The sequence below is a fragment of the Mesorhizobium sp. BR115XR7A genome (genome assembly GCF_020165315.1).
Lineage (GTDB): Bacteria > Pseudomonadota > Alphaproteobacteria > Rhizobiales > Rhizobiaceae > Mesorhizobium > Mesorhizobium australicum.
Genome location: NZ_JAIUHW010000011.1, coordinates 1 through 26,072 on the forward strand (window position 1 = coordinate 1; position 26,072 = coordinate 26,072).

Sequence of the window (26,072 nt, forward strand, 5' to 3'; positions counted from 1 at the left end):
TCAGGGGCGGGTCGCTTCAACATGACCCAGTGAATCAAAAACCCCCGGCAAAAGCCAGGGGTTTGTCAGCAATCTGAAGGCCGGGCAACCGGCCTTTTTTATGCGTTGCTGATCAAGGGGCCGATCGATCCGTGCCGTCATCCCCAGGGATGGTTACCGGTGGGCGCTTGCCCGCCATGATCTCGCGCTTGCCGACATGGTTCGGTGCGCCGACCAGACCCTCCTTCTCCATCCGCTCGACCAGTGAAGCGGCGCGGTTGTAGCCGATGCCAAGGCGGCGCTGGATGTAGGACGTCGAACATTTCTTGTCGCGCAACACCACCTTGACCGCCTCGTCATAGCTGGAATCGCCGTCCTCGGCGGCAACGGCTCCCTTGTCGAAGACCGCTCCCTGGTCGTCTTCCTCTTCCTCTTCATCCTCGTCGGCCGTCACGGTCTCCAGATATTCGGGGCGGCCCTGCGCCTTCAGATGCGCCACGACATGCTCGACCTCGGCGTCGGACACAAAGGGGCCGTGCACGCGGGCGATGCGCCCGCCGCCCATCATGTGCAGCATGTCGCCCTGGCCGAGCAGCTGCTCGGCACCCTGCTCGCCCAAAATGGTGCGGCTGTCGATCTTGGAGGTGACCTGGAAGGAGATGCGGGTCGGGAAGTTGGCCTTGATCGTGCCGGTGATGACGTCGACGGAAGGCCGCTGCGTTGCCATGATCAGGTGGATCCCGGCGGCGCGCGCCATCTGCGCCAGGCGCTGGATTGCGCCTTCGATCTCCTTGCCGGCGACCATCATCAGGTCGGCCATCTCGTCGACGATGACGACGATGTAGGGCATCGGCGCTAGGTCGATCTCCTGCTGTTCGAACAGCGGTTCGCCGGTGCCCTTCTCGAAGCCGGCCTGCACGGTCATGACGACCGTCTCGCCCTTGTCGCGGGCAGTGGCGGCACGCTCGTTGTAGCCGTCGATGTTGCGCACGCCGAGCCGCGCCATCTTGCGATAGCGGTCTTCCATCTCGCGCACCGCCCATTTGAGCGCGGTAACCGCCTTCTTGGGATCGGTGACGACGGGCGTCAGAAGGTGCGGGATACCGTCATAAACTGACAGCTCGAGCATCTTCGGGTCGACCATGATCAGCCGGCATTCTTCCGGCTTCAACCGGTAGAGCAGCGACAGGATCATGGTGTTGATGGCGACCGACTTGCCGGATCCGGTGGTGCCGGCGACGAGCAGATGCGGCATTTTCGCCAGCTCGGCGATGACAGGTTCACCGCCGATCGTCTTGCCGAGGCAAAGCGCCAGCTTGCAGCTGGTCTTGCGGAAGCCCTGCGATTCGATCAGTTCACGGAAATAGACGGTCTCGCGTGTCTCGTTCGGCAGCTCGATGCCGATGACGTTGCGGCCGGGCACCACGGCGACGCGCGCCGAGACCGCCGACATGGAGCGGGCGATATCGTCGGCAAGACCAATCACGCGGGAGGATTTGACGCCCGGGGCCGGCTCGAACTCATAGAGGGTAACGACCGGGCCGGGGCGAACATGGATGATTTCGCCGCGCACGCCGAAATCCTCCAGCACGCTTTCCAGGAGATCGGCATTCTGCTCAAGCCGCTCCTGCGACATGTAGAAGCCCTGCCCTTCCGGCGGCTGCTGCAGCAGCTCCTCCGAGGGAAGCGCGTAGCCTTCGCCCGTCACCGGCTGCACAACCTTTCCGGCCATGGGCAGCGACGGCGAACGCACGGCGGGAACGGTTTCCTCCACGCGTTGCAAAAGTGGCGCCGGGGCGGCGCTGGCTGCGGCAGGCGCCGTCGCGGCCGTTGTCCGACCCAGCCGGGCGGCTCTGCCCGCCGGGACGGGCGGCTCGACCACCACCTTGTTGGAGTTGGCCGGAGAGACGCCCGGCAGGGCAAGTGGAACCTGGCCAGGAAGGCATTCGATGACACGGAACAAGGCGGTGACATCGGCCACCGCCGGTCCGGAGACATCGGCCCGCGCGGTGGCAACCGGCGGAGCCGGGACCGGTGCACGCGGGACCGGGCTGACTTGGCGGGCGGGCGTCACGTCGACCAGAAGCGGCGCCAAGCCCTCGAAGAAGGCGTGATCCGAAAGATAGGGCCGCCGGGCTTTTTCAGCGGGGGCTGCTTTGACCGGCGCGCCATTCCCGCCAACGGGCGCCGGGCGCGTGGCCGCCCGTGCCGTTGCTGGCACCTTTAGAGCCGCCGGCGCAACGCCTTGCGCCGTCTCCCCGCTACGCGCCGGCTGAGCGGGCCCGGCCGGTGCCGGTCCGCGATGCATGACGGCGCCAGGGCCGACCTGCTGTGTCGGGAGCGCCTGCCGTGCGTCCTGCTCGGCAACGTCGTCCTGCGGTTGGCGGTGCTTTGGCTCATAGTCCGGCGTGCGTGTAAAACGCACATTGGGCGCAAGGAAAAAATACTCTTGCCACGCCGGGCTTTCGGTGTCGCCACCCTGCGGGAAAGAAGCGCCGGACTGGCGGACATCGACCTTGCCGCGCGGGCCGCCGGAACGCTCTCCTTGGGGGTCATCGGGCGCAGCTGTGTGCAACGAATTGATCCGAGAAAAACGCCTGGCTTCCATGCTCAAGACTCACTGTGAAACGACTGCCGAGCAATAGGGAGCGAGTGGTTAACAGTTGCTTCCCGTCAGCGTCGCTGGAGCGATCGAGACGCATCTTTCGCGGCGAAGCGCTGGGCTGGAAAGCGGGGCGAACCTTGGTCACGGGAAAAACCCGCGGACAGCATTCACATGGCGCCAAAAGCCCAGCTGCCGGCGCGTTTCCGTCGCCCGGACACAGGATCGGGACATCGAGAGGATGAAAGAGGGCGTTCGGCCCTCTTTGAGACGGCGAACGCGCTAGCTGGCCGCCTTGCCGTGCCGGGCCAGATCCTGGGCGATCGACAGCTGCAGGGCTTCAGCCAGTTCGCGCGCGGCGCGGTTCTCGGCGTCGATCTGCGCCCGGTAGGAGGCAAACTCCTGACGCGGCCTGTCGAAGGACGAGGTGATCGCCCGCTTGCCGACGGCGATCACCGCGCCGGTTTTCACATCGGTCAGCGTGTAGCCCGCGGTCAACGTCACCGAACCGGCGGTCGGCTCGTCCTGATCGGTTCCATTCTGTACCAGCGCCGAGGATTCAACGCCTTCGCTCACGCCGAGGTCGAGGGAATAAAGCGGCGAGGCGGGCTCGCCTGCGCCGCGCCCGAACCCGAAGATCAGATTGTTACGCACCTGCTGGGCATAGCGCGTCCGGACCGGCTTGACGGCGATCGATGCCATCTCGGCATTGGCGGTCGAGCCCGTCGACAACGGCGCGCTCGAATAGAGCGGCCGCACCTGACAGGCCGAAATGAGCGCCAGCGAACCGACGAGGCCGGCAAGCGCGATGCGGCGCAGCAGACGGCCCAGCTCTGTCTTTTCCCGATCAGGCAACGACATTGACGATCCTCTGCGGCACGATGATCACCTTGCGCGGAGCCTTACCTTCAAGTGCTTTCTGCACGAAGTCGAGAGCCAAGACCGCTTTTTCGACCGCACCTTGGTCCGCGTCGCGGGCAATTGTCAAATCCCCCCGCTTCTTGCCGTTGACCTGCACCGGATAGGTGACTTCGTTGTCGACGACCAGTGCCGGATCGAAGACCGGCCACGGCCGTTCGGCCACCAGATCGACGCCGCCCAGCGTCTCCCAGCACTCTTCGGCCAAGTGCGGCATCACGGGCGCGATCAGATGCACCATGATCTCAACCGCCTCGCGGCAGGCGCTTTTCAGCGCCGGAACGGCCTTGCCTTCCGCCACTTCGTTGAGCGGGGCTGTCAACGCGTTGGCAAGTTCATAGATGCGAGCAATGGCGCGGTTGAAGGCGAGCTTCTCGATGTCTTCGCCGACCGCCTTCAGGATCTTGTGCGCGGCCTTGGAAACCGCCGCGGCCTCGCCATCATTGGCCGCCTCGGGCGCAACCCCTGCCAGCGTCTCGGCCGCCGTCGACACCAACCGCCAGATGCGCTGCATGAAGCGATGCGCGCCGGCGGCACCGTCGTCGGTCCACTCGACATCGCGCTCGGGCGGCGAATCCGACAGCATGAACCAGCGCGCCGTGTCGGCGCCGTAGCCATCGGTGATGTCTTCCGGGCTCACCGTGTTCTTCTTCGACTTCGACATCTTCTCGAGCGGGCCGATGGTGACCGCCTCGCCGGTGGCGACGTCGATGGCGCGGCGCTTGCCGTCGACGTCCTCCAGACGAACCTCGGTCGGCGCCAGCCAGCGCCCATTCGACGCCGAGCCGACACGGTAGGTTTCGTGCACCACCATGCCTTGCGTGAACAGGCCTTTGAACGGCTCGGCCAGGGCAACATGGCCGGTCTCGCGCATGGCGCGGGTGAAGAAGCGCGAATAGAGCAGATGCAGGATCGCATGCTCGATGCCGCCGATATATTGGTCGACCGCCAGCCACTCGTTCGCTGCCTTGGGATCGGTCGGCTCATGTGCCCAGGGCGCGGTGAAGCGGGCGAAATACCAGGACGAATCCACGAACGTATCCATCGTGTCGGTTTCGCGCCGCGCGTCCTTGCCGCATTGCGGGCACTTCACATGCCGCCAGGTCGGGTGACGGTCGAGCGGATTGCCTGGCCGGTCGAAATCGACATCGTCGGGCAGCTTGACCGGCAGATCGGCCTTCGGCACCGGCACCACACCGCAATCCTCGCAATGGATCATCGGGATCGGGCAGCCCCAGTAGCGCTGGCGCGAAATGCCCCAGTCGCGCAGGCGGAAATTCACCTTGCGCTCGGCCATTGGCCGGTTGCCGATGGTCTTTTGCTCCAGCAGCCTGGCGACTTCATCGAAAGCGCTGTCCGGCGTCATGCCGTCGAGGAACCCCGAATTGATCATCGCGCCATCGTCGACATAGGCCTCGTCGACGATCTGGAACGTCTTGGGATCGGCGCCGTCAGGCATCACCACCGGCACCACCGGCAGGCCGTATTTGTTGGCGAAGTCGAGGTCGCGCTGGTCATGCGCCGGGCAGCCGAAGATGGCGCCGGTGCCGTATTCCATCAGCACGAAATTGGCGACGTAGACAGGCAGCGTCCAACTGTCGTCGAAGGGATGGACGACGCGGATGCCGGTGTCGAAGCCCTTCTTCTCGGCCGTCTCGAGCGCCGCCACTGAAGTGCCCATATGGCGCACTTCGTCGATGAACTTCGCCAGGGCCGGATTGGTCGCCGCGGCCTTCTTGGCCAGCGGATGATCGGCGGCGATTGCCATGAACGAGGCGCCGAAAATGGTGTCCGGCCTTGTCGTGTAGACTTCCAGCTCATGCTCGCCGGCGATTTCCGAGGCCAGCGGCCAGCGGATCAGCAGGCCTTCCGAACGGCCGATCCAGTTCTGCTGCATTAGCTTCACTTTTTCGGGCCACTCGTCGAGACCGTCCAATGAATCCAACAAATCCTGGGCAAAGTCGGTGATCTTGAAGAACCATTGCGTCAGCTCGCGCTGTTCAACCAGCGCGCCGGAGCGCCAGCCGCGCCCGTCGATGACCTGCTCGTTGGCGAGCACCGTCATGTCCTCCGGATCCCAGTTGACCTTGGAGGATTTGCGCGTCACCAGCCCCTTCTCGACGAAGTCGAGGAACAGCATCTGCTGGCGGTGGTAGTAATCGACGTCGCAGGTGGCGAATTCGCGCGCCCAGTCCAGCGACAGGCCCATTACCTTGAGCTGCTCGCGCATGGCGGCGATGTTCTGGTAGGTCCATTCCTTGGGATGCACCTTGTTCTGCATCGCGGCGTTCTCAGCCGGCATGCCGAAGGCATCCCAGCCCATCGGATGCAGCACGTTGAAACCCTTGGCGCGCTTGTAGCGGGCCACCACGTCGCCCATCGTGTAATTGCGGGTATGGCCGATATGGATGCGCCCCGACGGATAGGGGAACATTTCCAGCACGTAGTATTTCGGACGCGGATCGTCGTTGTGCGCTTCGAAAAGCTTCTTCTCGGCCCAGGCCTTCTGCCATTTGGGTTCTGACGCGCGCGGGTTGTATCGTTCGGTTGCCATGGGACGTTTTTCACTTAAAAGCATACGGACTGCGGGCAAGAGCCCGGCAGTTCATGAAATGTGGTCCGGGTGTTCACCATGGTTTGGCAAACCCGTCAACCATATGGGCATCGCGGCTGACAAAAACGCGGGTCAAAACAGCGGGATTTGCATATGGGCGACACCGTTCAGCAGTTTTTCGCGGTCAAGGCGAAGATCGCCGCCGCCGAGCGGGAGGCCGGCCGTAAAGCCGGCGCGGTGACGCTGGTGGCAGTCTCCAAGACCTTCGACGCCGCCGACATAGGCCCGGTCATCGAGGCCGGCCAGCGCGTCTTCGGCGAAAACCGCGTGCAGGAAGCGCAAGGCAAATGGCCTGACCTGAAGGAAGCTTTCCCTGGCATCGAACTGCACCTGATCGGCCCGCTGCAGTCGAACAAGGCGAGGGAAGCGGTGGCGCTGTTCGAGGTCATCGAGACGCTCGACCGCGACAAGATCGCCGCGGAGCTCGCCAAGGAAATTGTCCGGCAAGGCCGTGCGCCAAAACTCTATGTCCAGGTGAACACCGGTTCCGAACCGCAGAAAGCCGGGATCGAACCGAGCGAGGCGGTCGCCTTCGTCAGACGCTGCCGGGAAGTGCACGGCCTCGGCATCGAAGGCCTGATGTGCATCCCGCCGGCGGACGAGAACCCCGGCCCCCACTTCGCCTTGTTGGAGAAACTCGGCAAGGAGGCCGGGGTCGCCAAACTGTCGATGGGCATGTCCGGCGACTTCGAGACCGCGATCGCCTTTGGCGCCACCAGCGTCAGGGTCGGTTCGGCGATTTTTGGAAGCCGGTAGTCCGAATTTCCAGCTTGCCGTGCATATCGCTAGGCCTGATCCACAAGCACCATTATACCAGTGCTTGAAACGAAACGTGCCGTTCCTATTTGCCTTGATGTCACCGCACATCCTCCTGGAGTCTCACGATGCGTTACAATCAGCTTGGAAACACGGGGCTATTCGTCTCCGAACTTTGCCTCGGCACCATGACCTTCGGCGCCGCCGGCCAGAACGCCCAATGGGGCCTGATCGCCAGCCTCGACCAGAAGGGCGTCAACGAGATCGTCGGCCGCTCGATCGCCGCCGGCGTCAACTTCTTCGACACGGCCGACGTCTATTCCGTCGGCGAGTCCGAACGCCTGCTTGGTCAGTCGCTTAGGGATCTCGGTGTTACCCGGTCAAACGTGGTCATCGCCACCAAGGTCCACGGCGCCATGGGTGAGGGACCAAACCAGCGCGGCTCCTCGCGCGGCCATATCATGGATTCGGTCGACGCCAGCTTGGAGCGGCTGCAGCTCGACCATATCGATCTCTATCAGTTGCACGGCACCGATGCGGTGACGCCGATCGACGAGACGCTGCGGGCACTTGATGATCTCGTCTCCAGCGGCAAGGTCCGCTATGTCGGTGTCTCCAACTGGCAGGCTTGGCGCATCGCCAAGGCGCTCGGCATCGCCGACCGCAAGGGCTTTGCCCGCTTCGAGACCGTCCAGTCCTATTATTCGATCGCCGGCCGCGACCTCGAACGCGAGATCGTGCCGCTGATCAACGAGGAGAAGCTCGGCCTGATGGTGTGGTCGCCGATGGCTGGCGGGCTGCTGTCCGGCAAATATGGGCCCGGCGCGCCGGGCAATGGCGAGGGCCGCCGCGCGTCCTTCAACTTCCCGCCGGTCAACGAGGACCGCGCCTGGGCGGCGGTCGCCGTCATGCGGGAGGTCGCCGAGAAGCATGATGTCGGCGTCGCGACCGTGGCGCTCGGCTATGTCCTGGCAAAGCCTTTCGTGATGAGCGTGATCATCGGCGCCAGCCGCATGGACCAGCTCGAGCAGAACCTTGCCGCCACCAGCCTCAAGCTCGATGCCGACGATCTCGCCAGGCTTGACGAAGTGAGCGCACTACCCGCCGAATATCCCGGCTGGATGGTCGAACGCCAGGGCGCCGGCCGTCGTCCGGGGCCTTTCGTGCCGAAGGCATAGCGCGTACCGCTGGCAAGTCGGTCCTTCAACGCCGCGCGTCTCATCGACGCGCGGCGTTGATTACAGCCGAACGGTCTCGGCAAGAAAGTCGAGAAAGGCCCGCACACGTGCCGGCAGGTGTTTGCCCTGGCCGACATAGACGGCATGCGTCGGCTCTTCGTCGCCGGGGTTGAAATGTTCCAGCAGCGGCACCAGCCGGCCGGCGGCAATGTCGGGTTCGACATGCCAGCGCGCCAGTCGGGCGATGCCGGCCCCGGCGACGGTCGTTTGGCGCATCGCCTCGCCATCGGTCAATGCCAGGTTTCCGACAACCGGGGTGATCACCGGCGCGCCTGCCGTATCGATAAAAGGCCAGCCGTCGATATGCCGCGCGAAACTGAAGGCGAGCATGTTGTGACGCCCGAGATCGGACAGCGTGCGCGGCGTGCCATGTGCTTCGAGATAGGAAGGTGCCGCGACCACCACCATTCGGCTTTGACCGAGCTTGCGCGCCACCAGCCTCGATTCGCGCAGCGGCCCGGCGCGGATCGCTACATCGGCCCGCTCTTCCAGCAGGTCGATCACGCTGTCGGTCAGCACAGCCTCGACGAAAATTTCGGGATAGCGCTCCAGAAAGCGCGGCAGCAGTTCCATCAGCCGGTGTTGGCCGAACGGCACGTAGCTGTTAACTCTCAGCCTGCCGCGCGGCGCGGCTCCTGCCGCCGCTTCACGCTCGGCCTTATCCATGTCGGCGAGCACGCGCACGCCGCTGTCGTAGAACGCCGTCCCTTCCGGCGTGAGCTGGAGCTTGCGCGTCGAGCGGCTGACAAGCCGCGCCCCAAGCCGGGTTTCGAGCCGTGCTATCAGCTTGCTCACCGCCGATGGCGTCATCCGCAGCTGCCGCGCCGCGGCCGAAAAACTACCCGCCTCGACGACGCGCACGAAGACTTCGATCTCGCCGGAACGGTTGATGTCGGGCCTGGCCATCTGTGAATCTATTTCACAAGAAGTGTGCCTTGGGCAAGTCTGGTTCACAACATCGCGGATCATGATCTTCAGGGCCGGGGCGCGGACTGAGCGTCCTTCGCCGACAGATGGGACCATCGCCATGCCTCTTGCTCTTTATGCCCTCGCCGCCGGTGCTTTTGGCATCGGTGTTACCGAATTCGTCATCATGGGCCTGCTTATCGATGTCAGCAAAGACCTCGGCGTGTCGATCTCCGCCGCCGGCCAATTGATCTCTGCCTATGCGCTCGGTGTCGTCATCGGTGCACCCTTGTTGACCATTGCCACGGGCAACTGGCCGCGCAAAACCGTGCTGCTGGCGCTGATGGCGATCTTCACGATTGGCAACCTCGCTTGTGCGCTGGCGCCCGATTACTGGACGCTGATGGGTGCCCGCATCATCACCGCCTTCGCCCACGGCACCTTCTTTGGCGTCGGCTCGGTCGTCGCCACTGGTCTGGTCGCGCCCAACAGGAAGGCTTCGGCGATCGCGCTGATGTTCACCGGCCTGACCATCGCCAACATCTTAGGCGTGCCCTTCGGCACCTGGCTCGGCCAAGCCTTTGGCTGGCGTGCGACCTTCTGGGCGGTGACCGCCGTCGGCCTGGCGGCCTTCGCCGTCATCCTCGCCCTGGTGCCGCGCGGCCAGGCAGCGCCCGAGAAGAGCGATCTGCGCGCCGATCTCGCCGTTCTGCGCCGCACGCCCGTCCTGCTCGGCCTCGCCACCACGGTGCTCGGCTATGCCGGCGTCTTCGCCGTCTTCACCTACATCGCCCCGTTGCTCACCGAGATCAGCGGCTTCAGCGAAGCCGCTGTATCGCCGATCCTGCTCGTCTTTGGCGGCGGCCTCATCGCCGGCAATCTCGCCGGCGGCAAGATCGCCGATCGCTGGCTGGTGCCGGCGGTGCTCGGCAGCCTCGTGGTGCTGGCGCTGGTGCTTGCCACGATGAGCTTCGCCATCCACAGCCAGGTCATGGCCGTGATCTATGTCGGCCTGCTCGGCGCCGCCGCCTTCGCCACAGTGGCGCCGCTGCAGATGTGGGTGCTGGAAAAGGCGCAAGGCGCCGGCCAGAGCCTGGCCTCATCGTTCAACATCGCCGCCTTCAATCTCGGCAATGCGGCCGGCGCCTGGCTTGGCGGCGCGGTCATCGCCCATGGCCTTGGACTGGGTTCGCTCACCTGGGTCGCCGCCCTGCTGCCGCTCGCGGCGCTCGCCGTGGCTGGACTGGCGCTGCACCTTGATGGTGGCACCACATCAGGTGCGCCTGTCTCCGTCCGGTCGTGACGCCAGCCGGCACCCGAATCCTCTCGACCTCTTCACAAACCACCAGGAGCAAGAAAATGGACTATCGACGTCTCGGCGCATCGGGCCTGAAAGTCCCGGCGCTTTCATTCGGCGCGGGCACCTTCGGCGGCTCCGGCCCGCTGTTCGGCGCCTGGGGCAACAGCGATGCGCAGGAAGCGCGGCGGCTGATCGACATCTGTCTCGAGGCCGGCGTCAACCTGTTCGACACGGCGGACGTCTATTCGAACGGCGCCTCGGAGGAGGTGCTCGGCGAAGCGATCAAGGGCCGTCGCGATGCGGTGCTAATCTCGACCAAGACAGCGCTGCCGATGGGCGACGGGCCGGGCGACTACGGCTCCTCGCGCTCGCGGTTGATCAAGTCGGTCGACGCCGCGCTGAAGCGCCTCGGCACCGACTATATCGACCTTCTACAACTGCACGCCTTCGATGCCGGCACGCCGATCGATGAGGTGCTGTCGACGCTGGATGACCTCGTTCGCTCGGGCAAGCTGCGCTATGTCGGCGCCTCCAACTTCTCCGGCTGGCAAGTGATGAAGTCGCTCGGCTTGGCGGAGAAGCACGGCTATCCCCGCTACGCCGCGCATCAGGTCTACTATTCGCTGCTCGGCCGCGATTACGAATGGGAACTGATGCCGCTTGGCCTCGACCAGGGCGTCGGCGCGCTGGTCTGGAGCCCGCTCGGCTGGGGCCGCCTGACCGGCAAGATCCGCCGTGGCCAGCCTCTGCCGGAAAAGAGCAGGCTGCACGAGACGGCTGATTTCGGGCCGCCGGTCGGGGACGAGCATCTCTATCGGGTCATGGATGAGCTCGACGCGGTGGCGCAGGAAACCGGCAAGACGGTTCCGCAGATCGCCATCAACTGGCTGCTGCAGCGCCCGACCGTTTCCTCCGTCATCATCGGCGCCCGCAATGAAGAGCAGCTGCGCCAGAACCTCGGCGCCGTCGGCTGGACGCTAACGCCGGAGCAGGTGAAGAAACTCGATGCCGCAAGCGAAGTCACCGCGCCCTATCCGTACTTTCCCTATCGCCGCCAGGAAGGCTTCGCCCGCCTCAACCCGCCGGCGGTTTGAGCCGCGCTGGCGTTGAAGCTGCCATCTCCCCCCTTGCGGGGGAGATGTCCGGCAGGACAGAGAGGGGTGTGAAGGAACGCGGCGTTGACTAGAACCACTAGCGGCGAACGGCCCCATGGATAATTGCTGAGATGTCGACGGGACAGCACCCCCCTCTGCCCTGCCGGGCATCTCCCCAGCAAGGGGGGAGATCAGCTGTATCACCGCTCAATGCAGCACGAACTCGCCATCCACCTTGCGCCATTCATTCGGCGCGATCAGCTTCTGGTGCGTGTAGACCACCGAATGCAGTGGCCCGTCGAGCTTGGCTTTCCAGAATTCGATGAACCGGATCAGCACCGGAAACCTCGGAGCGATGTCGTAGTCCTGCCAGACGAAGCTCTGCAGGAGATGCGGGTGGTCGGGGAAATGATAAAGAATCTTGGCCGTGGTCAGGCCGTAGCCTTTGAGCATCAGGTCCATTTCAAGATGGTGGTGCATTATGGTCCCCTTGGGCGGTCCCCTGGTTGATTCTCCTTTCCTCCCAGCTGCCAATTGTGCGCGCCGTTACTTAACTGTCTATTGATTTTTGTTGATCTCAAAGGGAACTTTTCGCGTAAAAACATGCGGTTAGCAGCGAACCGCGTCGAGTGCTGACAGTTCCGGAAAGCGCCCCTGCGGCATCCCGCCGCGCGAATCCAACGTCTAATGTTGCCGTCGCGACGGAACTGGTAATAATGCCGCCGAATTCGCGGCTGCGTCGCCGCGATCCCGCGGGCGTTTCAAGCCGGCGGACTGGTTCGGGAGGAAAGCCAAGAAATGTCCGAGGTTCATGTCCATCGCGTCCAGCCGGCGTGGAAGAAGAACGCCCTGATCGACAATGACACCTACCTCAAATGGTATGCCGACAGCGTGAAGAACCCGGACAAGTTCTGGGGCAAGCACGGCAAGCGCATCGACTGGTTCAAGCCCTTCTCCAAGGTCAAGAACACCTCCTTCGACGGCAAGGTCTCGATCAAGTGGTTCGAGGATGGCCAGACCAATGTCTCGTACAATTGCATCGACCGCCACCTGAAGAAGCGCGGCGACCAGACCGCCATCATCTGGGAAGGCGACAACCCCTACGACGACAAGAAAATCACCTACAACGAACTCTACGGGCACGTCTGCCGGCTCGCCAATGTGATGAAGAAGCACGGCGTCAAGAAAGGCGACCGCGTCACCATCTACATGCCGATGATCCCGGAGGCGGCCTACGCGATGCTGGCCTGCACGCGTATCGGCGCTATCCATTCGGTCGTCTTCGGCGGCTTTTCGCCGGACGCCTTGGCCGGCCGCATCGTCGATTGCGAATCGACCTTCGTCATCACCGCCGATGAGGGTCTGCGCGGCGGCAAGCCCATTCCACTCAAGGAAAACACCGACAAGGCGATCGACATCGCCGCCAAGCACCATGTCAAGGTCAAGACCGTTGTGGTCGTGCGCCGCACCGGCGGCAAGATCGGCTGGGCGCCGGGACGCGATGTCTGGTATCACGACGAAGTCGCGACGGTTAAGTCTGATTGCAAGCCGGAGAAGATGAAGGCGGAGGATCCGCTGTTCATCCTCTACACGTCGGGCTCGACCGGCAAGCCGAAAGGCGTGCTGCACACCACCGCCGGCTACCTCGTCTATGTGTCGATGACGCACCAATATGTCTTCGACTATCATGACGGCGACATCTATTGGTGCACCGCAGATGTCGGCTGGGTGACCGGCCACAGCTACATCGTCTACGGGCCGCTCGCCAACGGCGCCACCACGCTGATGTTCGAGGGCGTGCCGAACTACCCCTCTCAGTCGCGCTTCTGGGAAGTCATCGACAAGCACAAGGTCAACATCTTCTACACCGCGCCGACGGCGCTGCGCGCGCTAATGGGTGCCGGCGACGCGCATGTGAAGAAGACCTCTCGCAAGTCGCTGCGCGTGCTGGGCTCGGTCGGCGAGCCGATCAACCCGGAAGCCTGGGAGTGGTATTTCAACGTCGTCGGCGACGGCAGGGTCCCGATCGTCGATACATGGTGGCAGACCGAGACCGGCGGCATCCTGATCACGCCGCTGCCGGGCGCCACCGACCTCAAGGCGGGTTCGGCGACACGGCCCTTCTTCGGCATCAAGCCGCAGCTGGTCGATAGCGAGGGCAAGGTGGTGGACGGTGCGGCCGACGGCAACCTCTGCATCACCGATTCCTGGCCCGGCCAGATGCGCACCGTCTATGGCGATCACGACCGTTTCGTGCAGACCTATTTCTCCGCCTACAAAGGAAAATACTTCACCGGTGACGGCTGCCGCCGCGACGCCGACGGCTACTACTGGATCACCGGCCGCGTCGACGACGTCATCAACGTCTCCGGCCACCGCATGGGCACGGCCGAGGTCGAATCGGCCCTGGTCAGCCATGACAAGGTTTCCGAGGCCGCCGTCGTCGGCTATCCCCATGATATCAAGGGCCAAGGCATCTATTGCTACGTCACCCTGATGGCCGGCGGGCAGCCGAGCGAGGATCTGCGCAAGGAGCTTGTCGCCCATGTCCGCAAGGAGATTGGCGCCATCGCCACGCCGGACAAGATCCAGTTCGCGCCCGGCCTGCCCAAGACGCGTTCGGGCAAGATCATGCGGCGCATCCTGCGCAAGATCGCCGAGGATGATTTTTCCGCGCTCGGCGACACCTCGACGCTTGCCGATCCGGCCGTGGTCGACGACCTCGTTGCCAACAGGCAGAACAAGAAGGGCTGATGCGGGAAGACGCGGTATTGGGCACCGTCACTCAGTTGTGGCGCTATCCGGCAAGTTCGCTCGCCGGCGAGCGCCGGGACACCATCCTGGTTGGACCGGCTGGGATCGAGGGCGACCGCCTGTTCGGCCTTGTCGATGCTTCGGACAATGAGATCGCCCGGCCCGATCGTGACGCCAAGTGGAACAAGGTGCCGCGCATCCGCACCCGGCTGAGCCGCGACAGCGAACTGGAAATCGCCGTCCCCGATGGCGACTGGCTCGCCGCCCCCGGCGCCGAATGCGACCGCGTCGTGTCGGCCTATCTCGGCTTCCGCGCCTCGATCCGGCCGTTCCGCGGGGAGAACGCGGCCGGCTATGCCGGGCCGCTGACCGCGGAGCGCTACCGCAAGGCGCCGATCCATCTCCTGACCACCGCCTCGCTGGCACGGCTGGAGGCGCTCCATCCGGAGGGGGTCGCCGATCCGCGCCGCTTCCGTCCCAACATCGTCGTCGACATGGCCTCGGTCGACGGCTCGTTTCCTGAAACCGAATGGATGGGCAAGAAGCTCGCCATCGGCGACCTCGTCCTGACCATCTCGGAGCCGTGCCGCCGCTGCGGCTTCACCATCATCGCCCAGGATGGTTTCGACCATGACCCCGCCATCCTGCGCAATCTGGTCCGCCACAACGCCCACAACCTCGGCGTCTACTGCACCGTCGACCGGCCCGGTCGTGTCGAGACCGGCGCGCCGATGCGGTTCGTCTGACCTTCCGGCCCAAGCCTATCGATAAAGATCCGCCCGCGTCGGTGGCAGGCCGCTCGGGCCTCGCGCGCGTTTGGTGGCGACAGTCTGGAATATCTGCGCCGAGGCGCGTTCGAAGGTGATGGAGCAGCCGCTCAGGTAAAGCAGCCACAGCCGCGCCTTGGCTTCGCCGACCTCGGCGATCGCCTCGTCGAACCGCGCCTGCAGACGCTCGGCCCACAGCCTGCAGGTGCGGGCATAGTGCTCGCGCAAATTCTCGACATCATAGACGAGGAAGCCGTGTGCTTCGAGATTGCTTGATGTCATGCCGATCGTGTCGAGTTCGCCACCCGGGAAAATGTATTTGATCAGCGCCTTGTATTCCGGCCCCTTGCGCAGGGTCTTCTTGACGTCGCCCTTGCTGCGCCTGGTGATGGCGTGATGCAGATAGATGCCGCCCGGTTTCAGCAGCCGGTGGACAGCGGAGAAATAAGCGGCATGGTTTGCCAGGCCCAGATGCTCGAACATGCCGATGGACGATATCTTGTCGAAGGTGCCGGTGAGCTCCGCATAGGACTTTATCTCGATGGTGATCTTGTCCTCCAGACCCTCGGCGCGAATGCGCTCGCGCGCTAGTGAGGTCTGGGCTTGCGAGAGCGAGACGCCGTGTCCGACGACACCATAGTTTTTCGCGGCGTGGATCAGCATCGCGCCCCAGCCGCAGCCGATGTCGAGCAATCTTTCGCCGGGCTTCAGCCGAAGCTTGCGGCAGATATGGTCGAGCTTGTCGACCTGCGCCTCGTCGATGCCGTTTGCGAAATCCTGGAAATACCCGCAGCTATAGACCATGCGCTCGTCGAGAAAGAGCCCGTAAAAGGCATTCGAGATGTCATAGTGATGCTGGATCGCCTCCTTGCTGGAGCCGCTGACGAACGGGTTGCGCCCCGCGAGATCGACCCGCGACGCCATCTGCTTTCTCGAAAACAGCACCGCCGGCAAGTCACGCAGAAGCGCCCGTTTGGGCAACGCCTTCAGCTTCGACCGCAGCTTGCCCGTCGAAGGCAGGGCATAGAAATCGAACAGCGATCCGTCCTCGATGTCGACGGCCTTGGATATCCACATCTCGATAAGGGTCGACAGGGACGGTCGGCGAACGATCTGCCAGACAATGTCGTGGTCGTTGATGACCAGCACGGGGCCGGTGGCGGGGCCGATCCGCTCGCCGGTCCACAGCCTGATCGCGAAGCCGGGCTTGATCGCCTCGACTACCGTTCGAACGATGCGCGCAGCTCTTTCGGTGGCGTCCATGCCCTTCCCCGCGGTCGATGACGCGATGTTGTCCTTTTGGGCCGCGGATCGCAAGCACGTCACGCTTTTTCCACCCGGCATCTTGTCATTTGCTGCAACGCACCCCATCATGAGTGTGTGTTCAACAAATCGAAAGGAGGTGATCCGATGTCGAGTGATTTCGTTTTCCAGAACGTGGGCTCAGCGGATTGCACTTTCGGGAAGCAGTCTTCCCGTTAAGGCGCGAGATGCGCGGTTGGTGACGTAAGCGTCACCACCATTGAGCCGCGCCATGGACGGAAACACGGAAGGCCGCCGGCTTCGAAAGAAGCGGCGGCCTTTTCCTTTTTACGTCTATTGGGTCAGTACGACCTTTTCGGTGTTGCGGATGATTTCCTGAAAGGCATTATCCAATTCCAGCCCGGTGGACACCTCGAAATAATGTCTCTCGGCGGCGGAGGCGTCTTTCGAAGAACAATCCTTTAGCACCGCCTTTGCCTGATCCCTCTCGGTTGCCGACATATCCTTATCGTTGAGGTCGAAGCCGATGGTGAAAATCTCGATGTCGTCATTTTTCATATTGTCGCACAGCGTTTCAGCATTGCCGCGCGCAAGATTGCCCTGGCTGTTGTATCTCCCAGCAACACCCGCGAAGGCGGTATTGAACTGGCCATCGGTCATCAGGATCGCAACCTTGGCGACCTTCTTCGCATCGGCGTTCGAAGCGCCGTTGCCGAGACCGGCATTCTCGATCGCAGCGCGCCATTGCGGCGACAGCATATAATACGTCCACTGAATGGCGATCGCGCCGGCCGTATAACCATCGGCCTGGAAGTCGTCGATCGAATCAAGCAATGCCTCAGAATCCGCGGTCAGCGGGATCACTTGCGCGTCAGGACACTTGTTCATTCCCTGGTCGCTGAGATGATCGTCCCGATTCACCAGGGCATAATATTTCTTGCCGTTCCTGTCTGTGCGAACCGTGTCAGGGCCATCGGCGCTCAAGTCGGCATCGCCGTTCTTATTCTTGCGCTCTGTAGCGCAATTATCCGGGTGTGGCATGGCCGCCCCAACAATGGAGACGTAGTCGCTGAAGGACGGCAGCAGATTTTTGCCCGTCTTGGCAACGAGAAGCGAACTGCCGGCGACGGGTGGTAGTTCAGAACTCCCTTGCTTCTCGGCATAGACGTTTTCGGCCAGTTTTCCGGCGTTCACGCCAGATGCATAGGGCACAATCGCGACACGGACGCGGGGGTTCTTCGGGTCTTGGTTCTCGAGCATCGTCTTGACGGCGTTCGTCGCAGCGACTTTCAGATCGCCGATCTTGTTGACGTTGCCCCGCCTGGCCATCGATCCCGTTATGTCGAGCATCATGGCCACCTCTATCTGCTTGTCGGAATAGAGCGCTTTGGTGGAAGCGCCGACGCGCTGCATGTCACTGGTGCTGAACAACGGGAAATAGAGGCCGACATCGACGTGGGCATCCGCCTGGACCGTGTTGGCGGTCCTGTCGACGATCAGCTTGTCGAGCACGATCTGGCCAGCGTGCAGAATGCCCCCCGTGCCGTTGGCGTCGAGAAAGGCCTGCACGGATTTGTTTGCGTCGGCCTCCTTGATGGCGCCGGTGGTCAGGTCACGTGCCGTCGATGTCACTGCCGCGTCGAGCACGCCCTGCAGGCTCGATCTGGCGTTGTAGAGCTGCGTGATATTGACCGAGAAGCCTGCGGCCAGCGCCAAGACCGAGGCAGCAAAGCCGAACAGGACCGCGAAATTTCCACTGCGGTCTCTGGCGAAGCCGCCGACCGCGTGAACAAGACCCCCGTAATTCCGCATCCAACAGCCTCCACTTGCCTCGGCCTCGTCGCCGCATCGGGGGCAATGCAGGATTCCAGCCGGAACGGGAGGCGACCCGATCCGCGATCGGGAATTCACCCGCAGAACATTGCTTTTATTGGATTTTCACGGGGTAAGAAGGTGAACGGTCGGTAAACGTCAGCGTGTATCCGCGCGCACCTTTACCGGACGCTTACCATGCCCATAGCGAAGTGCTGGTCCGGTGTCCGGCGACGTCTTGTTGCGGCACAGCATCTCTGTCCCGAAGCGGGCCAACTGTCCCAGGATTGCGAAGCATGTCGAGGCACAAACCCGGTCAGGTGTGTTGAGATTCAGGTCAGGCCAAGCCATTTGCAGCCCGGCCTCACCTGAATATCAACGCAGCTAGGCCAGCATCCGCGCGCTGACCGTCCTGTCGATGCCGTGATAGGGTGGATTGAACAGCCTGCCTTCCTGTTCGTAGGTCCATACCTTGAACAAGCTCAGCCGGTGCGGGCCGAAACTGTGCAGCAAGGGAACGTCGGTGGCGTCGCGGCCGCGCGCAATGACGACGCGACCGGTCCTCGGCCGGTTGTGGCGCGGGTCGAACGTATACCACTTGCCGTCCAGGAAGGCTTCCATCCAGGCCGAGAAATCCATCGGCGCGGGATCCGCCGGCACGCCGATATCGCCGAGGTAGCCGTTCACGTAGCGCGCCGGAATGTTCATGCAGCGGCAGAGCGTGATCGCCAGATGGGCAAAGTCTCGGCACACCCCGACACGTTCCTCGTGCGCTTGCGCGGCGGTGCGGGTCGAACGGGCATAGCCGTAGCCGAAGGACAGGCGGTTATGGACATAGTCGACGATCGCCTGCACCCGCGCCCAGCCGGAAGGAAGATGGCCGAAGAGCTGCCAGGCAAGGTTACTCAGATGATCCGTCTCGCAATAGCGGCTGCCCAGGAGATAGAACAGCACCTCGTCGGGCAGCTCGGCGACGGGCATTTCCCGGGCCAGCGTATTGACCTCATCCGTCTCGCCGCTGTCCTCCACGACCGCGTCATAAAGGATGCGAAAGCCGCCGGCCGGCGCAGTGAAGCGGCGGCAGGCATTGCCGTGCAGGTCATGATAGAGTCTGGTCGGCACCGAAGGCGAGGTCAGGACACGCGTCTGCCGCTTGATGTCGGCCTGCCTGTCCTTGTGAATCTCGAGCAGCGAAATCACCGGAGTGGCCTCGGCGCACTCGATGGCAATCTCATAGCCGAGGCGTATCAGCATGGGCGTCGTCCCTTGGTTCGCGTGGTGGGAATTGTACGTTTGAAACGTTGCAAGGTGACGGTGGTTCCCTGGATCGCGCCCCAAATGCGCTCGCGCGCCTTTCCCCAAATGCGCTCGCGCGCCTTTCCATGTCACCGCCTTGGCGTTACGGTTGCGTCCTCCTCGACCCCTCCCCCGCACTTCAAGGAAAATCATGTTTGCTGGCAGAAAATTCGCCGCCTTCCTCTTCGATATGGACGGCACGCTCATCAATTCCATCGCCTCGGCGGAGCGGGTCTGGGGCGATTGGGCGCGGCGCCACGGCCTCGATGTCGCGGCCTTCCTGCCGACGATCCACGGCGTACGGGCGATCGAGACCATCACCGCCCTGGCGCTTCCGGGCGTCGACCCGGGACACGAAGCGGATCTGCTGCTGAAGGCCGAGGCCGACGATCTCGACGGCATCGTCCAGATCGCCGGCGCCGTGGCATTCCTCAATTCCCTGCCGCCGGAGCGCTGGGCGATCGTAACCTCGGCGCCACGCTCGTTGGCGCTTGCACGCATGAAGGTCGCCGGCATTCCCGTCCCCGCGGTCCTCGTCGCGGCGGAGGACGTTTCCCGCGGCAAGCCGGCGCCAGATTGCTTCCAGCTCGGCGCAAGACGCCTTGGCTTCGACGCGCGCGATTGCCTGGTGTTCGAGGACGCCCCGGCCGGCATCGCGGCGGCGGAGGCGGCGGGCGCTTCGGTCATGGTGATCAACGCCACGCACCAGCACCCCCTGGCAACACAGCACGCCGCGATATCAGGTTATGACGCAATCGGCATCACCGTCGACGAGCGAGGCTGGGTTGCGCTCGAGCCGCAGCGCAACGCTGCTTGAGATCAGTCGCTAGAAATCACTGGTCAGGCCTTTGACCTCCCAGTCACCATAGCGGCCGGGCTCCTTGCCGCCACGGCCGCCGATCTCCCGCGGAAGTGCTGCTTCCTTGCGGCGGTAGTCCTGCCGCCTTGCCTCGGCTTCCTGCAGCGCGCGGCGGGCGGCGGGCGTCAGCTCCCGTGGCGGCGTGCCATCGTCCGGGCCGGGCGGCGTTTTACTGGTTTCGTCGTTCATGCGATATTTCCAGTGGATTGAAACGGGAACGGGCGTTTCCCATCATATAGCGATGACCTCACGAGGATCGAGCCTTTTTCACCACCATCCGGACAGGAGCAGACGATGAACACCATTCGCACCGCCATGCTTCTCGCCGCCATGACGGCGCTGTTCATGGGCGTCGGTTTTTTGATCGGCGGTTCGGGCGGCATGATGATCGCGTTGGTCATTGCCGCCGGCACCAATTTGTTCAGCTACTGGAACGCCGACAAGATGGTGCTGTCGATGAATCGCGCCGTCGAGGTCGACGAGAAAAACGCGCCGGAATATTACGCCATCGTCCAGGCGCTGGCCAAACAGGCCGGCCTGCCGATGCCCAGGACCTATCTGATCGACAATCCGCAACCGAATGCCTTTGCCACCGGCCGCAATCCGCAGAACGCGGCGGTCGCCGCCTCCACCGGCCTGCTGCAGCGGCTGACCCATGAGGAGGTCGCCGCCGTGATGGCGCATGAGCTCGCCCACGTCCAGCACCGCGACACGCTGACCATGACCATCGTCGCCACCTTTGCCGGCGCCATCTCGATGCTCGGCAATTTCGCCTTTTTCCTCGGCGGCAGCCGCGAAAACAACAATCCGTTCGGCTTTGTCGGCGTGCTGGCGGCGATGATCGTGGCGCCCTTCGCCGCCATGATCGTGCAGATGGCGGTCAGCCGTACTCGCGAGTACGAGGCCGACCGGCGCGGCGCCGAAATCTGTGGACACCCGCTGTGGCTGGCCTCCGCGCTTGACAAGATCGCCCGCGGGGCCGAACGCATTCCCAATCCCGATGCCGAGCGCAATCCGGCGATGGCGCATCTCTTCATCATCAACCCCCTGCATGGCGAGCGCATGGACAGTCTGTTCTCCACCCATCCGAGCACCGACAACCGCATCGCCGCGCTGCAGGCGATGGCACAGCGGATGGGAGAAGGCGCTCCGCCAGCCACGCAGCGCCAAGCGCCGATGTCAACGCAGGCTGACGAGCCGGAGATGACCGGGCCTTGGGGCAAGCCAACCGCACCGGAACGGGCGACCGAGCCGGCCAGCCCAAAATCCAATCCGTGGGGTCGCAATCCGACCGGGCCCAAGGGCCGGTGGTCGTGAGCGTCGCGGGCAGGGCACCTCGACGCACGGTTTCAGGCGATCAGGATCACAATGCCGGCGGCGAATTCGTTGCCGGCCTTGCCGCGCGCAAGACGGCGGCGCGGCTGCTGGCCGCCGTCATCGACGCCCGTACGCCGCTCGACGGCCTGACCGATCACGAGAACGGCCATCCGCAATACAAGGCGCTCGATCTGCGCGACCGTGGCTTGGTCCGCGCCATACTGGTCACCGCGCTGCGCTACCGCATGACCATAGCGGGGCTCCTGGCGCGGCGCCTGGAAAAGCCGCTGCCGCCCAACGCGACCGCCTTGTCGCATATCCTGCATGTGGCGGCGGCGCAGATCCTGTTCCTCGATATTCCCGACAGCGCCGCCGTCGACCTCGCGGTGACGCACGCCAAGTCCGATCCGCGCACGCAGCGTTTTTCCGGCCTGGTCAACGGGGTGCTGCGCACGCTCGCGCGGGCCAAGGAATCCGAGCTTCCGGCCGCGCTTGCCGCCACCAACGAAGCGCCGAAATGGTTTTCCGACCGGCTGAAGGCCGCCTACGGCGCCGAGAAGGCCCGGCGGATCCTGGCTGCCCACCGCCACGAGGCGCCGGTTGATTTCTCGGTCAAGGCCGATCCCGAACTCTGGGCCGAAAAGCTTGGCGGCATTGTCCTGCCGACGGGCACGGTTCGGGTGGAGAAGCTTGCCGGCGCCGTCACCGAATTGCCGGGCTTCGCGGAGGGTGCATGGTGGGTCCAGGACGCGGCCGCCAGCTTGCCGGCAAGACTGTTCGGCGATGTCAGCGGATTGCGCGTCGCCGATCTCTGCGCCGCGCCCGGCGGCAAGACCGCGCAGCTCATTCTCGCCGGTGCCAAGGTCACCGCCGTCGACACTTCGAAGAACCGGCTGGCGCGGTTGACGCAGAACCTTGCCCGCCTCGGCCTCTCCGCCGAAATCGTCCAGGCCGATCTGCTCAAATACGAGCCGGCGGAGTTGTTCGACGCCGTGCTTCTCGACGCGCCATGTTCCTCGACCGGCACCGTTCGGCGACATCCCGACGTGCCGTGGACCAAGACGGCGGCGGACGTCGAAAAACTCGCCGACCTGCAACGCAGGCTGCTCGCCCGCGCCGTGATGCTGGTCAGGCCCGGCGGCCGGATCGTCTTTTCCAATTGTTCGCTCGATCCGCGGGAAGGCGAGGAACTCTACCGCGCCTTCCTGGTCGACAATCCGGGGGTGACCACCGATCCGATCCGGCCGGGTGAATTTGCCTGTCTCGACCCGTTCCTCACATCCGATGGCGCGCTGCGCACCACGCCCGCCGACATGGTGCTGGGCGCACCCGCGATTTCCGGCCTCGACGGCTTCTACGCGGCCCGCATGCGGCGTGCCGGCTAAAGCAATCCCAGGAAAAGCGTGTAACGGTTTTCCGTCCGGAATTGCGTGAAGACAAAGAGCTAGAGCGGCGGCTATCCCATCGAACGCTCTAAAGCATGTCATCAAGGCTCCAATGATTGCCCCAGCGGGCATCGATTTCGTCGTCGACATTCTGGTAGCGGATATCCGTCGACAGGCGGATCAGCCCATCGAGGCTCTGGTTGGTCGTCGAGGCATGGATCATGTAGGGCGAGTGAAGGACGATGTCGCCCGCTTCGAAATCCGCCATCAGCCAGCGCGTGTCGAACCGCTCCGCCATATCGGGCAGGTCCTTCGACACCCAGCCGCCCTCACTCATGTTGCGATTATAGGCACTGATGCGCTCCTGCGGACTGAGAGCGGAATTGTCCTTGTTGAACTGTCTCTCCAGGGCGGCGCCGACGGCGTGTGATCCCTCCAGGTAGACCAGGCCGCCCATGTCGATGGTCGCGTCGCCGATCGGTATCCAGGTCGTCACCACCCGGTTGGTGCCTCCGCGCAGATAGACGAGATCGTAATGCGCCGGCGTCGCGGTGGCCGTTCCAGGCAAGGTGAAGCGCATGATCTTGCGCTTGTGCAGATAGGATAGGCCGCCCACGAAAGCGTCCATCAAGCGCGACAGGCGCGGCTGCGCGCAAAAGCCTTCATAACCGGTTGACCGGACCACCGACATCAGCCGGCGCTCGGCGAGCTGACGGTCGATGGCACGATCCGAAGCGATGCCGAGCGAGGGATCCGTCCCGGGTTCCAAAAGCCCGCTCTCTGCAAGATGGGAAAGCACCCAGCCACGAAAATCGATCATTTCCCTGCGGGGCAAAAGGCCCTTCAGCCAGACATAGCCTTGGGTCGCATAAAGATGCCGGATGGCTTCAATGCCGACGGACGGGTCGGTCGCGGAAAGGTATCCGAGCCTGTTCGGCATTGTCGACAGCAGCTTGCCGTCAGCTGTGAGGGCAACCGGCGGGGTGTCCGGAAATGCCTGCTCATCCGTTGATACCGACATTTCAATCACCTGGATCGTTTCGACCTTGGCCGGAGAATAGCTTATCATTCGGCCCCTTCCTATGGATAGGAAACCGACCTCCATTTGCTCATGCCGTTTCAGCTGCGCATCCTGTTCGCGAGGCAATTGCTGGCTACCGATTCGATCGAACGGTCGCGACGAGGGTCGGTATCGCCGATGCCTTCCGCGTTCCGCGGCCCTTTCGGGACCGCGAAAACTGCTGGCCCAGCGCGTTGGCCGCCGCCGCAAGAAGACATAAGTCGCAGGAAAACCGGCTGTATGGCCCGGAAAAGACGTGACTTTTTTAGGGGCGACCCGGCCACGGCCCCGTTGCGCGCCTTACCGAGGCGAAATCCGCCTTCGCATAAGTTCTTGAATCATATAAGCTTGTGCTTGGGATAGAGGACGACCAGGAGGGGTTTTGGCACTTGCTGCCGGCAACACGACGCGTCTGTGGACGCTGGTCGCGAAGGAGTTCTGGCGCAAGACGCGCCGGCGCCTGCGCGCCGGGCCGATCTATCGCTGGCGCTATTCGGGCCGCACGCCCGAACGTGTCCTGATCGCACCGCCGGACCTGCGCCTCGCCGATCCGCAGATCGCGCTCGAGATCTACTACGGCCGTTATCCCCTGTCCGGCCACCTGGTCGAGACCGGCGGCAAATCCCCTTTCCAGATCAATGTCCCCAATCACGGTTGGCAGAAAACGCTGCATGGCTTCCGCTGGCTGCGCCATATGCGCGCCGCCGGCACCGAGCTTGCCGCCGCCAACGCCCGTGCCCTGGTTTCGGACTGGATCGCCATGCATGGCAATCATATTTCGGGCGTTGCCTGGGAGCCAGGCACGACCGCCAAACGCATCATTGCCTGGCTGCAGCACTCCTCCATCGTGCTGCAGGGTGCCGAGTTCCCCTTCTACCGCGCTTTCCTGAAATCGCTGGCCATGCAGATCCGCTATCTCAGGTCGATGGCGCGCGAAATGCCCGACGGCAAGGACCGGCTGCGCGCCCGCATCGCCCTGGCCTTCGCGGCGCTGTCCCTGCCGGCGCCGGCCTCGGCGCTGCGCGGCGCCACCCGCAACCTCGCCGGGGAACTCAATCGCCAGATCCTTGCCGACGGCGGTCACATCTCGCGCAATCCAATGGCGGTGCTGGAAATCCTCGCCGACCTCCTGCCGCTGCGCCAGACCTATGCCAACCAGGCCGAAGCGCCGCCGCAGGCGCTGATCGGTGCCATCGACCGCATGCTGCCGGCATTGCGTTTCTTCCGCCACCAGGACGGCAGCCTCGCCCGGTTCAACGGCATGGGCGCCACCATCCATGACCGCATCGCCACCATCCTGCGCCATGACGACACCGCCGGCGCACCGCTGCTGCATGCGCCGCATTCGGGCTATGAGCGGCTGGCGATGGGCGGCACCACCGTCATAGCCGATACCGGCCTGCCGCCACCGGTCGACGTGTCCAATGCAGCGCATGCCGGCTGCCTTGCCTTTGAACTGTCGTCGGGCCGCCAGCACTACATCGTCAATGCCGGCATCGACACCTACGGCGCCGCCGAGTTCCGGCCGCTGGCCCGCGCCACCGCCGCGCATTCGACGGCCACCATCAACGACACGTCTTCGGCGCGTTTCACCCACGCGCTGCGGGTAAACGACCAGTTGGGTTCACCGTTGATCGGCGGCCCGCAGCAAGTGCAGTGCAAGCGCATCGACCAGAAGGGCGTCCACGGCTTCATCGCCCGTCATGACGGCTATCTCCAGCGTTTCGGCTTCCTGCATGAGCGCGAGCTGAAACTCTCCTCGGACGGCAATGTGCTGGTGGGCCGGGACCGGTTCCAGCGGCCGGGCAGCACAGCGATCCGCAACAATGGCCGCGATTTCATCACCGTGCGCTTTCACATCCACCCCGACATCAATCTGCTGCAGGACGAGCAGGAGCGGCTGGTCCTGACCGGCGATCAGGCCGATACCTGGGTGTTCACCTCCAGCGAAGTGGTGCCCGAAGTTGAGGAATCGATCTATTTCGCCGGTCTTGGCGGTCCGCGCCGCAGCCGCCAGATCGTGCTCGCCTTCAAGGCGTCCGAAATTGCCGACGTCCACTGGCAGCTGACCCGCACAAAGATCGCCGGTTATTCCGAAAACAATTGAGCTTGCGGCGGCAATGGCATGCCGCGAAAAGCCAACGCTTGATTT

Annotated in this window: 20 protein-coding genes; 10 read left to right on the plus strand and 10 right to left on the minus strand. The window is 63.8% G+C overall.

Features of this window, described 5'->3' with window-relative positions; all coding sequences use genetic code 11:
- Positions 1–112: 112 nt before the first annotated feature.
- The 3 genes from LB557_RS22480 to leuS form a co-directional block, all read right to left on the minus strand.
- A complete protein-coding gene (locus LB557_RS22480) occupies positions 113–2,587 on the minus strand; it encodes a DNA translocase FtsK (protein ID WP_224643380.1) in 2,475 nt (824 codons plus the stop codon).
- A gap of 276 nt (positions 2,588–2,863) precedes the next feature.
- On the minus strand, positions 2,864–3,442 hold the full coding sequence (locus LB557_RS22485) for an LPS assembly lipoprotein LptE (protein WP_015315162.1): 579 nt from the start codon (positions 3,440–3,442) through the stop codon (positions 2,864–2,866).
- A complete protein-coding gene (gene leuS, locus LB557_RS22490; RefSeq protein ID WP_224643379.1) occupies positions 3,429–6,053 on the minus strand; it encodes a leucine--tRNA ligase in 2,625 nt (874 codons plus the stop codon). The genes LB557_RS22485 and leuS overlap by 14 nt, the downstream gene beginning before the upstream one ends.
- Positions 6,054–6,206: 153 nt before the next feature.
- On the opposite strand from leuS, the gene LB557_RS22495 reads away from it, so the two are divergent.
- Positions 6,207–6,869: a YggS family pyridoxal phosphate-dependent enzyme gene (locus LB557_RS22495; protein WP_224643378.1), complete on the plus strand. Its 663-nt coding sequence runs from the start codon at positions 6,207–6,209 to the stop codon at positions 6,867–6,869.
- A 128-nt stretch (positions 6,870–6,997) separates the two neighbouring features.
- Positions 6,998–8,047 (plus strand): aldo/keto reductase, encoded by a 1,050-nt coding sequence (locus LB557_RS22500; RefSeq protein WP_140822680.1) that lies wholly within the window; start codon positions 6,998–7,000, stop codon positions 8,045–8,047.
- Between the two features lie 60 nt (positions 8,048–8,107).
- Here LB557_RS22500 and LB557_RS22505 read toward each other — a convergent pair whose 3' ends face one another.
- Entirely contained in the window at positions 8,108–9,013 is a 906-nt protein-coding gene (locus LB557_RS22505; protein WP_224531008.1) for a LysR family transcriptional regulator, read from the minus strand.
- 121 nt (positions 9,014–9,134) lie between these two features.
- Between LB557_RS22505 and LB557_RS22510 the strand changes: the two genes are divergently transcribed.
- Together LB557_RS22510 and LB557_RS22515 are read left to right on the plus strand one after the other, a co-directional pair.
- Positions 9,135–10,316, plus strand: coding sequence for an MFS transporter (locus tag LB557_RS22510; protein ID WP_140719877.1), 1,182 nt, complete (start codon positions 9,135–9,137; stop codon positions 10,314–10,316).
- Positions 10,317–10,372: 56 nt separating this feature from the next.
- Complete coding sequence (locus tag LB557_RS22515) at positions 10,373–11,407, plus strand: aldo/keto reductase (RefSeq protein WP_224643377.1); 1,035 nt, start codon at positions 10,373–10,375, stop codon at positions 11,405–11,407.
- 207 nt (positions 11,408–11,614) lie between these two features.
- Here LB557_RS22515 and LB557_RS22520 read toward each other — a convergent pair whose 3' ends face one another.
- Entirely contained in the window at positions 11,615–11,887 is a 273-nt protein-coding gene (locus LB557_RS22520) for an usg protein (protein WP_140874681.1), read from the minus strand.
- 318 nt (positions 11,888–12,205) lie between these two features.
- Between LB557_RS22520 and acs the strand changes: the two genes are divergently transcribed.
- Together acs and LB557_RS22530 are read left to right on the plus strand one after the other, a co-directional pair.
- Positions 12,206–14,161: an acetate--CoA ligase gene (acs, locus tag LB557_RS22525; protein WP_015315154.1), complete on the plus strand. Its 1,956-nt coding sequence runs from the start codon at positions 12,206–12,208 to the stop codon at positions 14,159–14,161.
- Positions 14,161–14,907: an MOSC domain-containing protein gene (locus tag LB557_RS22530; RefSeq protein WP_140662531.1), complete on the plus strand. Its 747-nt coding sequence runs from the start codon at positions 14,161–14,163 to the stop codon at positions 14,905–14,907. Before acs ends, LB557_RS22530 begins: the two co-directional genes overlap by 1 nt.
- A 15-nt stretch (positions 14,908–14,922) precedes the next feature.
- On the opposite strand, the gene LB557_RS22535 is transcribed toward LB557_RS22530, so the two are convergent.
- From LB557_RS22535 to LB557_RS22545, 3 genes are all read right to left on the minus strand, one after another.
- A complete protein-coding gene (locus LB557_RS22535; protein WP_224643376.1) occupies positions 14,923–16,191 on the minus strand; it encodes an SAM-dependent methyltransferase in 1,269 nt (422 codons plus the stop codon).
- A gap of 333 nt (positions 16,192–16,524) precedes the next feature.
- Complete coding sequence (locus tag LB557_RS22540; protein ID WP_224643375.1) at positions 16,525–18,003, minus strand: TadE/TadG family type IV pilus assembly protein; 1,479 nt, start codon at positions 18,001–18,003, stop codon at positions 16,525–16,527.
- Positions 18,004–18,387: 384 nt separating this feature from the next.
- Positions 18,388–19,257: a transglutaminase-like domain-containing protein gene (locus LB557_RS22545; protein WP_015315150.1), complete on the minus strand. Its 870-nt coding sequence runs from the start codon at positions 19,255–19,257 to the stop codon at positions 18,388–18,390.
- Between the two features lie 193 nt (positions 19,258–19,450).
- Between LB557_RS22545 and LB557_RS22550 the strand changes: the two genes are divergently transcribed.
- Positions 19,451–20,116 (plus strand): HAD-IA family hydrolase, encoded by a 666-nt coding sequence (locus LB557_RS22550; protein ID WP_015315149.1) that lies wholly within the window; start codon positions 19,451–19,453, stop codon positions 20,114–20,116.
- Between the two features lie 9 nt (positions 20,117–20,125).
- On the opposite strand, the gene LB557_RS22555 is transcribed toward LB557_RS22550, so the two are convergent.
- Positions 20,126–20,347 (minus strand): DUF1674 domain-containing protein, encoded by a 222-nt coding sequence (locus LB557_RS22555; protein WP_015315148.1) that lies wholly within the window; start codon positions 20,345–20,347, stop codon positions 20,126–20,128.
- Positions 20,348–20,452: 105 nt separating this feature from the next.
- Between LB557_RS22555 and htpX the strand changes: the two genes are divergently transcribed.
- A complete protein-coding gene (gene htpX / locus LB557_RS22560) occupies positions 20,453–21,475 on the plus strand; it encodes a zinc metalloprotease HtpX (RefSeq protein ID WP_224586336.1) in 1,023 nt (340 codons plus the stop codon).
- Positions 21,472–22,860 carry an RsmB/NOP family class I SAM-dependent RNA methyltransferase gene (locus tag LB557_RS22565; protein ID WP_224643374.1) on the plus strand — a complete coding sequence of 463 codons (1,389 nt, stop codon included), beginning with the start codon at positions 21,472–21,474 and terminating at the stop codon, positions 22,858–22,860. The genes htpX and LB557_RS22565 overlap by 4 nt, the downstream gene beginning before the upstream one ends.
- A gap of 88 nt (positions 22,861–22,948) precedes the next feature.
- Here the strand turns inward: LB557_RS22565 and LB557_RS22570 are convergent, their stop codons facing one another.
- A complete protein-coding gene (locus tag LB557_RS22570; RefSeq protein WP_224643381.1) occupies positions 22,949–23,881 on the minus strand; it encodes a phytanoyl-CoA dioxygenase family protein in 933 nt (310 codons plus the stop codon).
- A 421-nt stretch (positions 23,882–24,302) separates the two neighbouring features.
- Between LB557_RS22570 and LB557_RS22575 the strand changes: the two genes are divergently transcribed.
- A complete protein-coding gene (locus LB557_RS22575; RefSeq protein WP_140712389.1) occupies positions 24,303–26,027 on the plus strand; it encodes a heparinase II/III family protein in 1,725 nt (574 codons plus the stop codon).
- Positions 26,028–26,072: the final 45 nt, after the last annotated feature.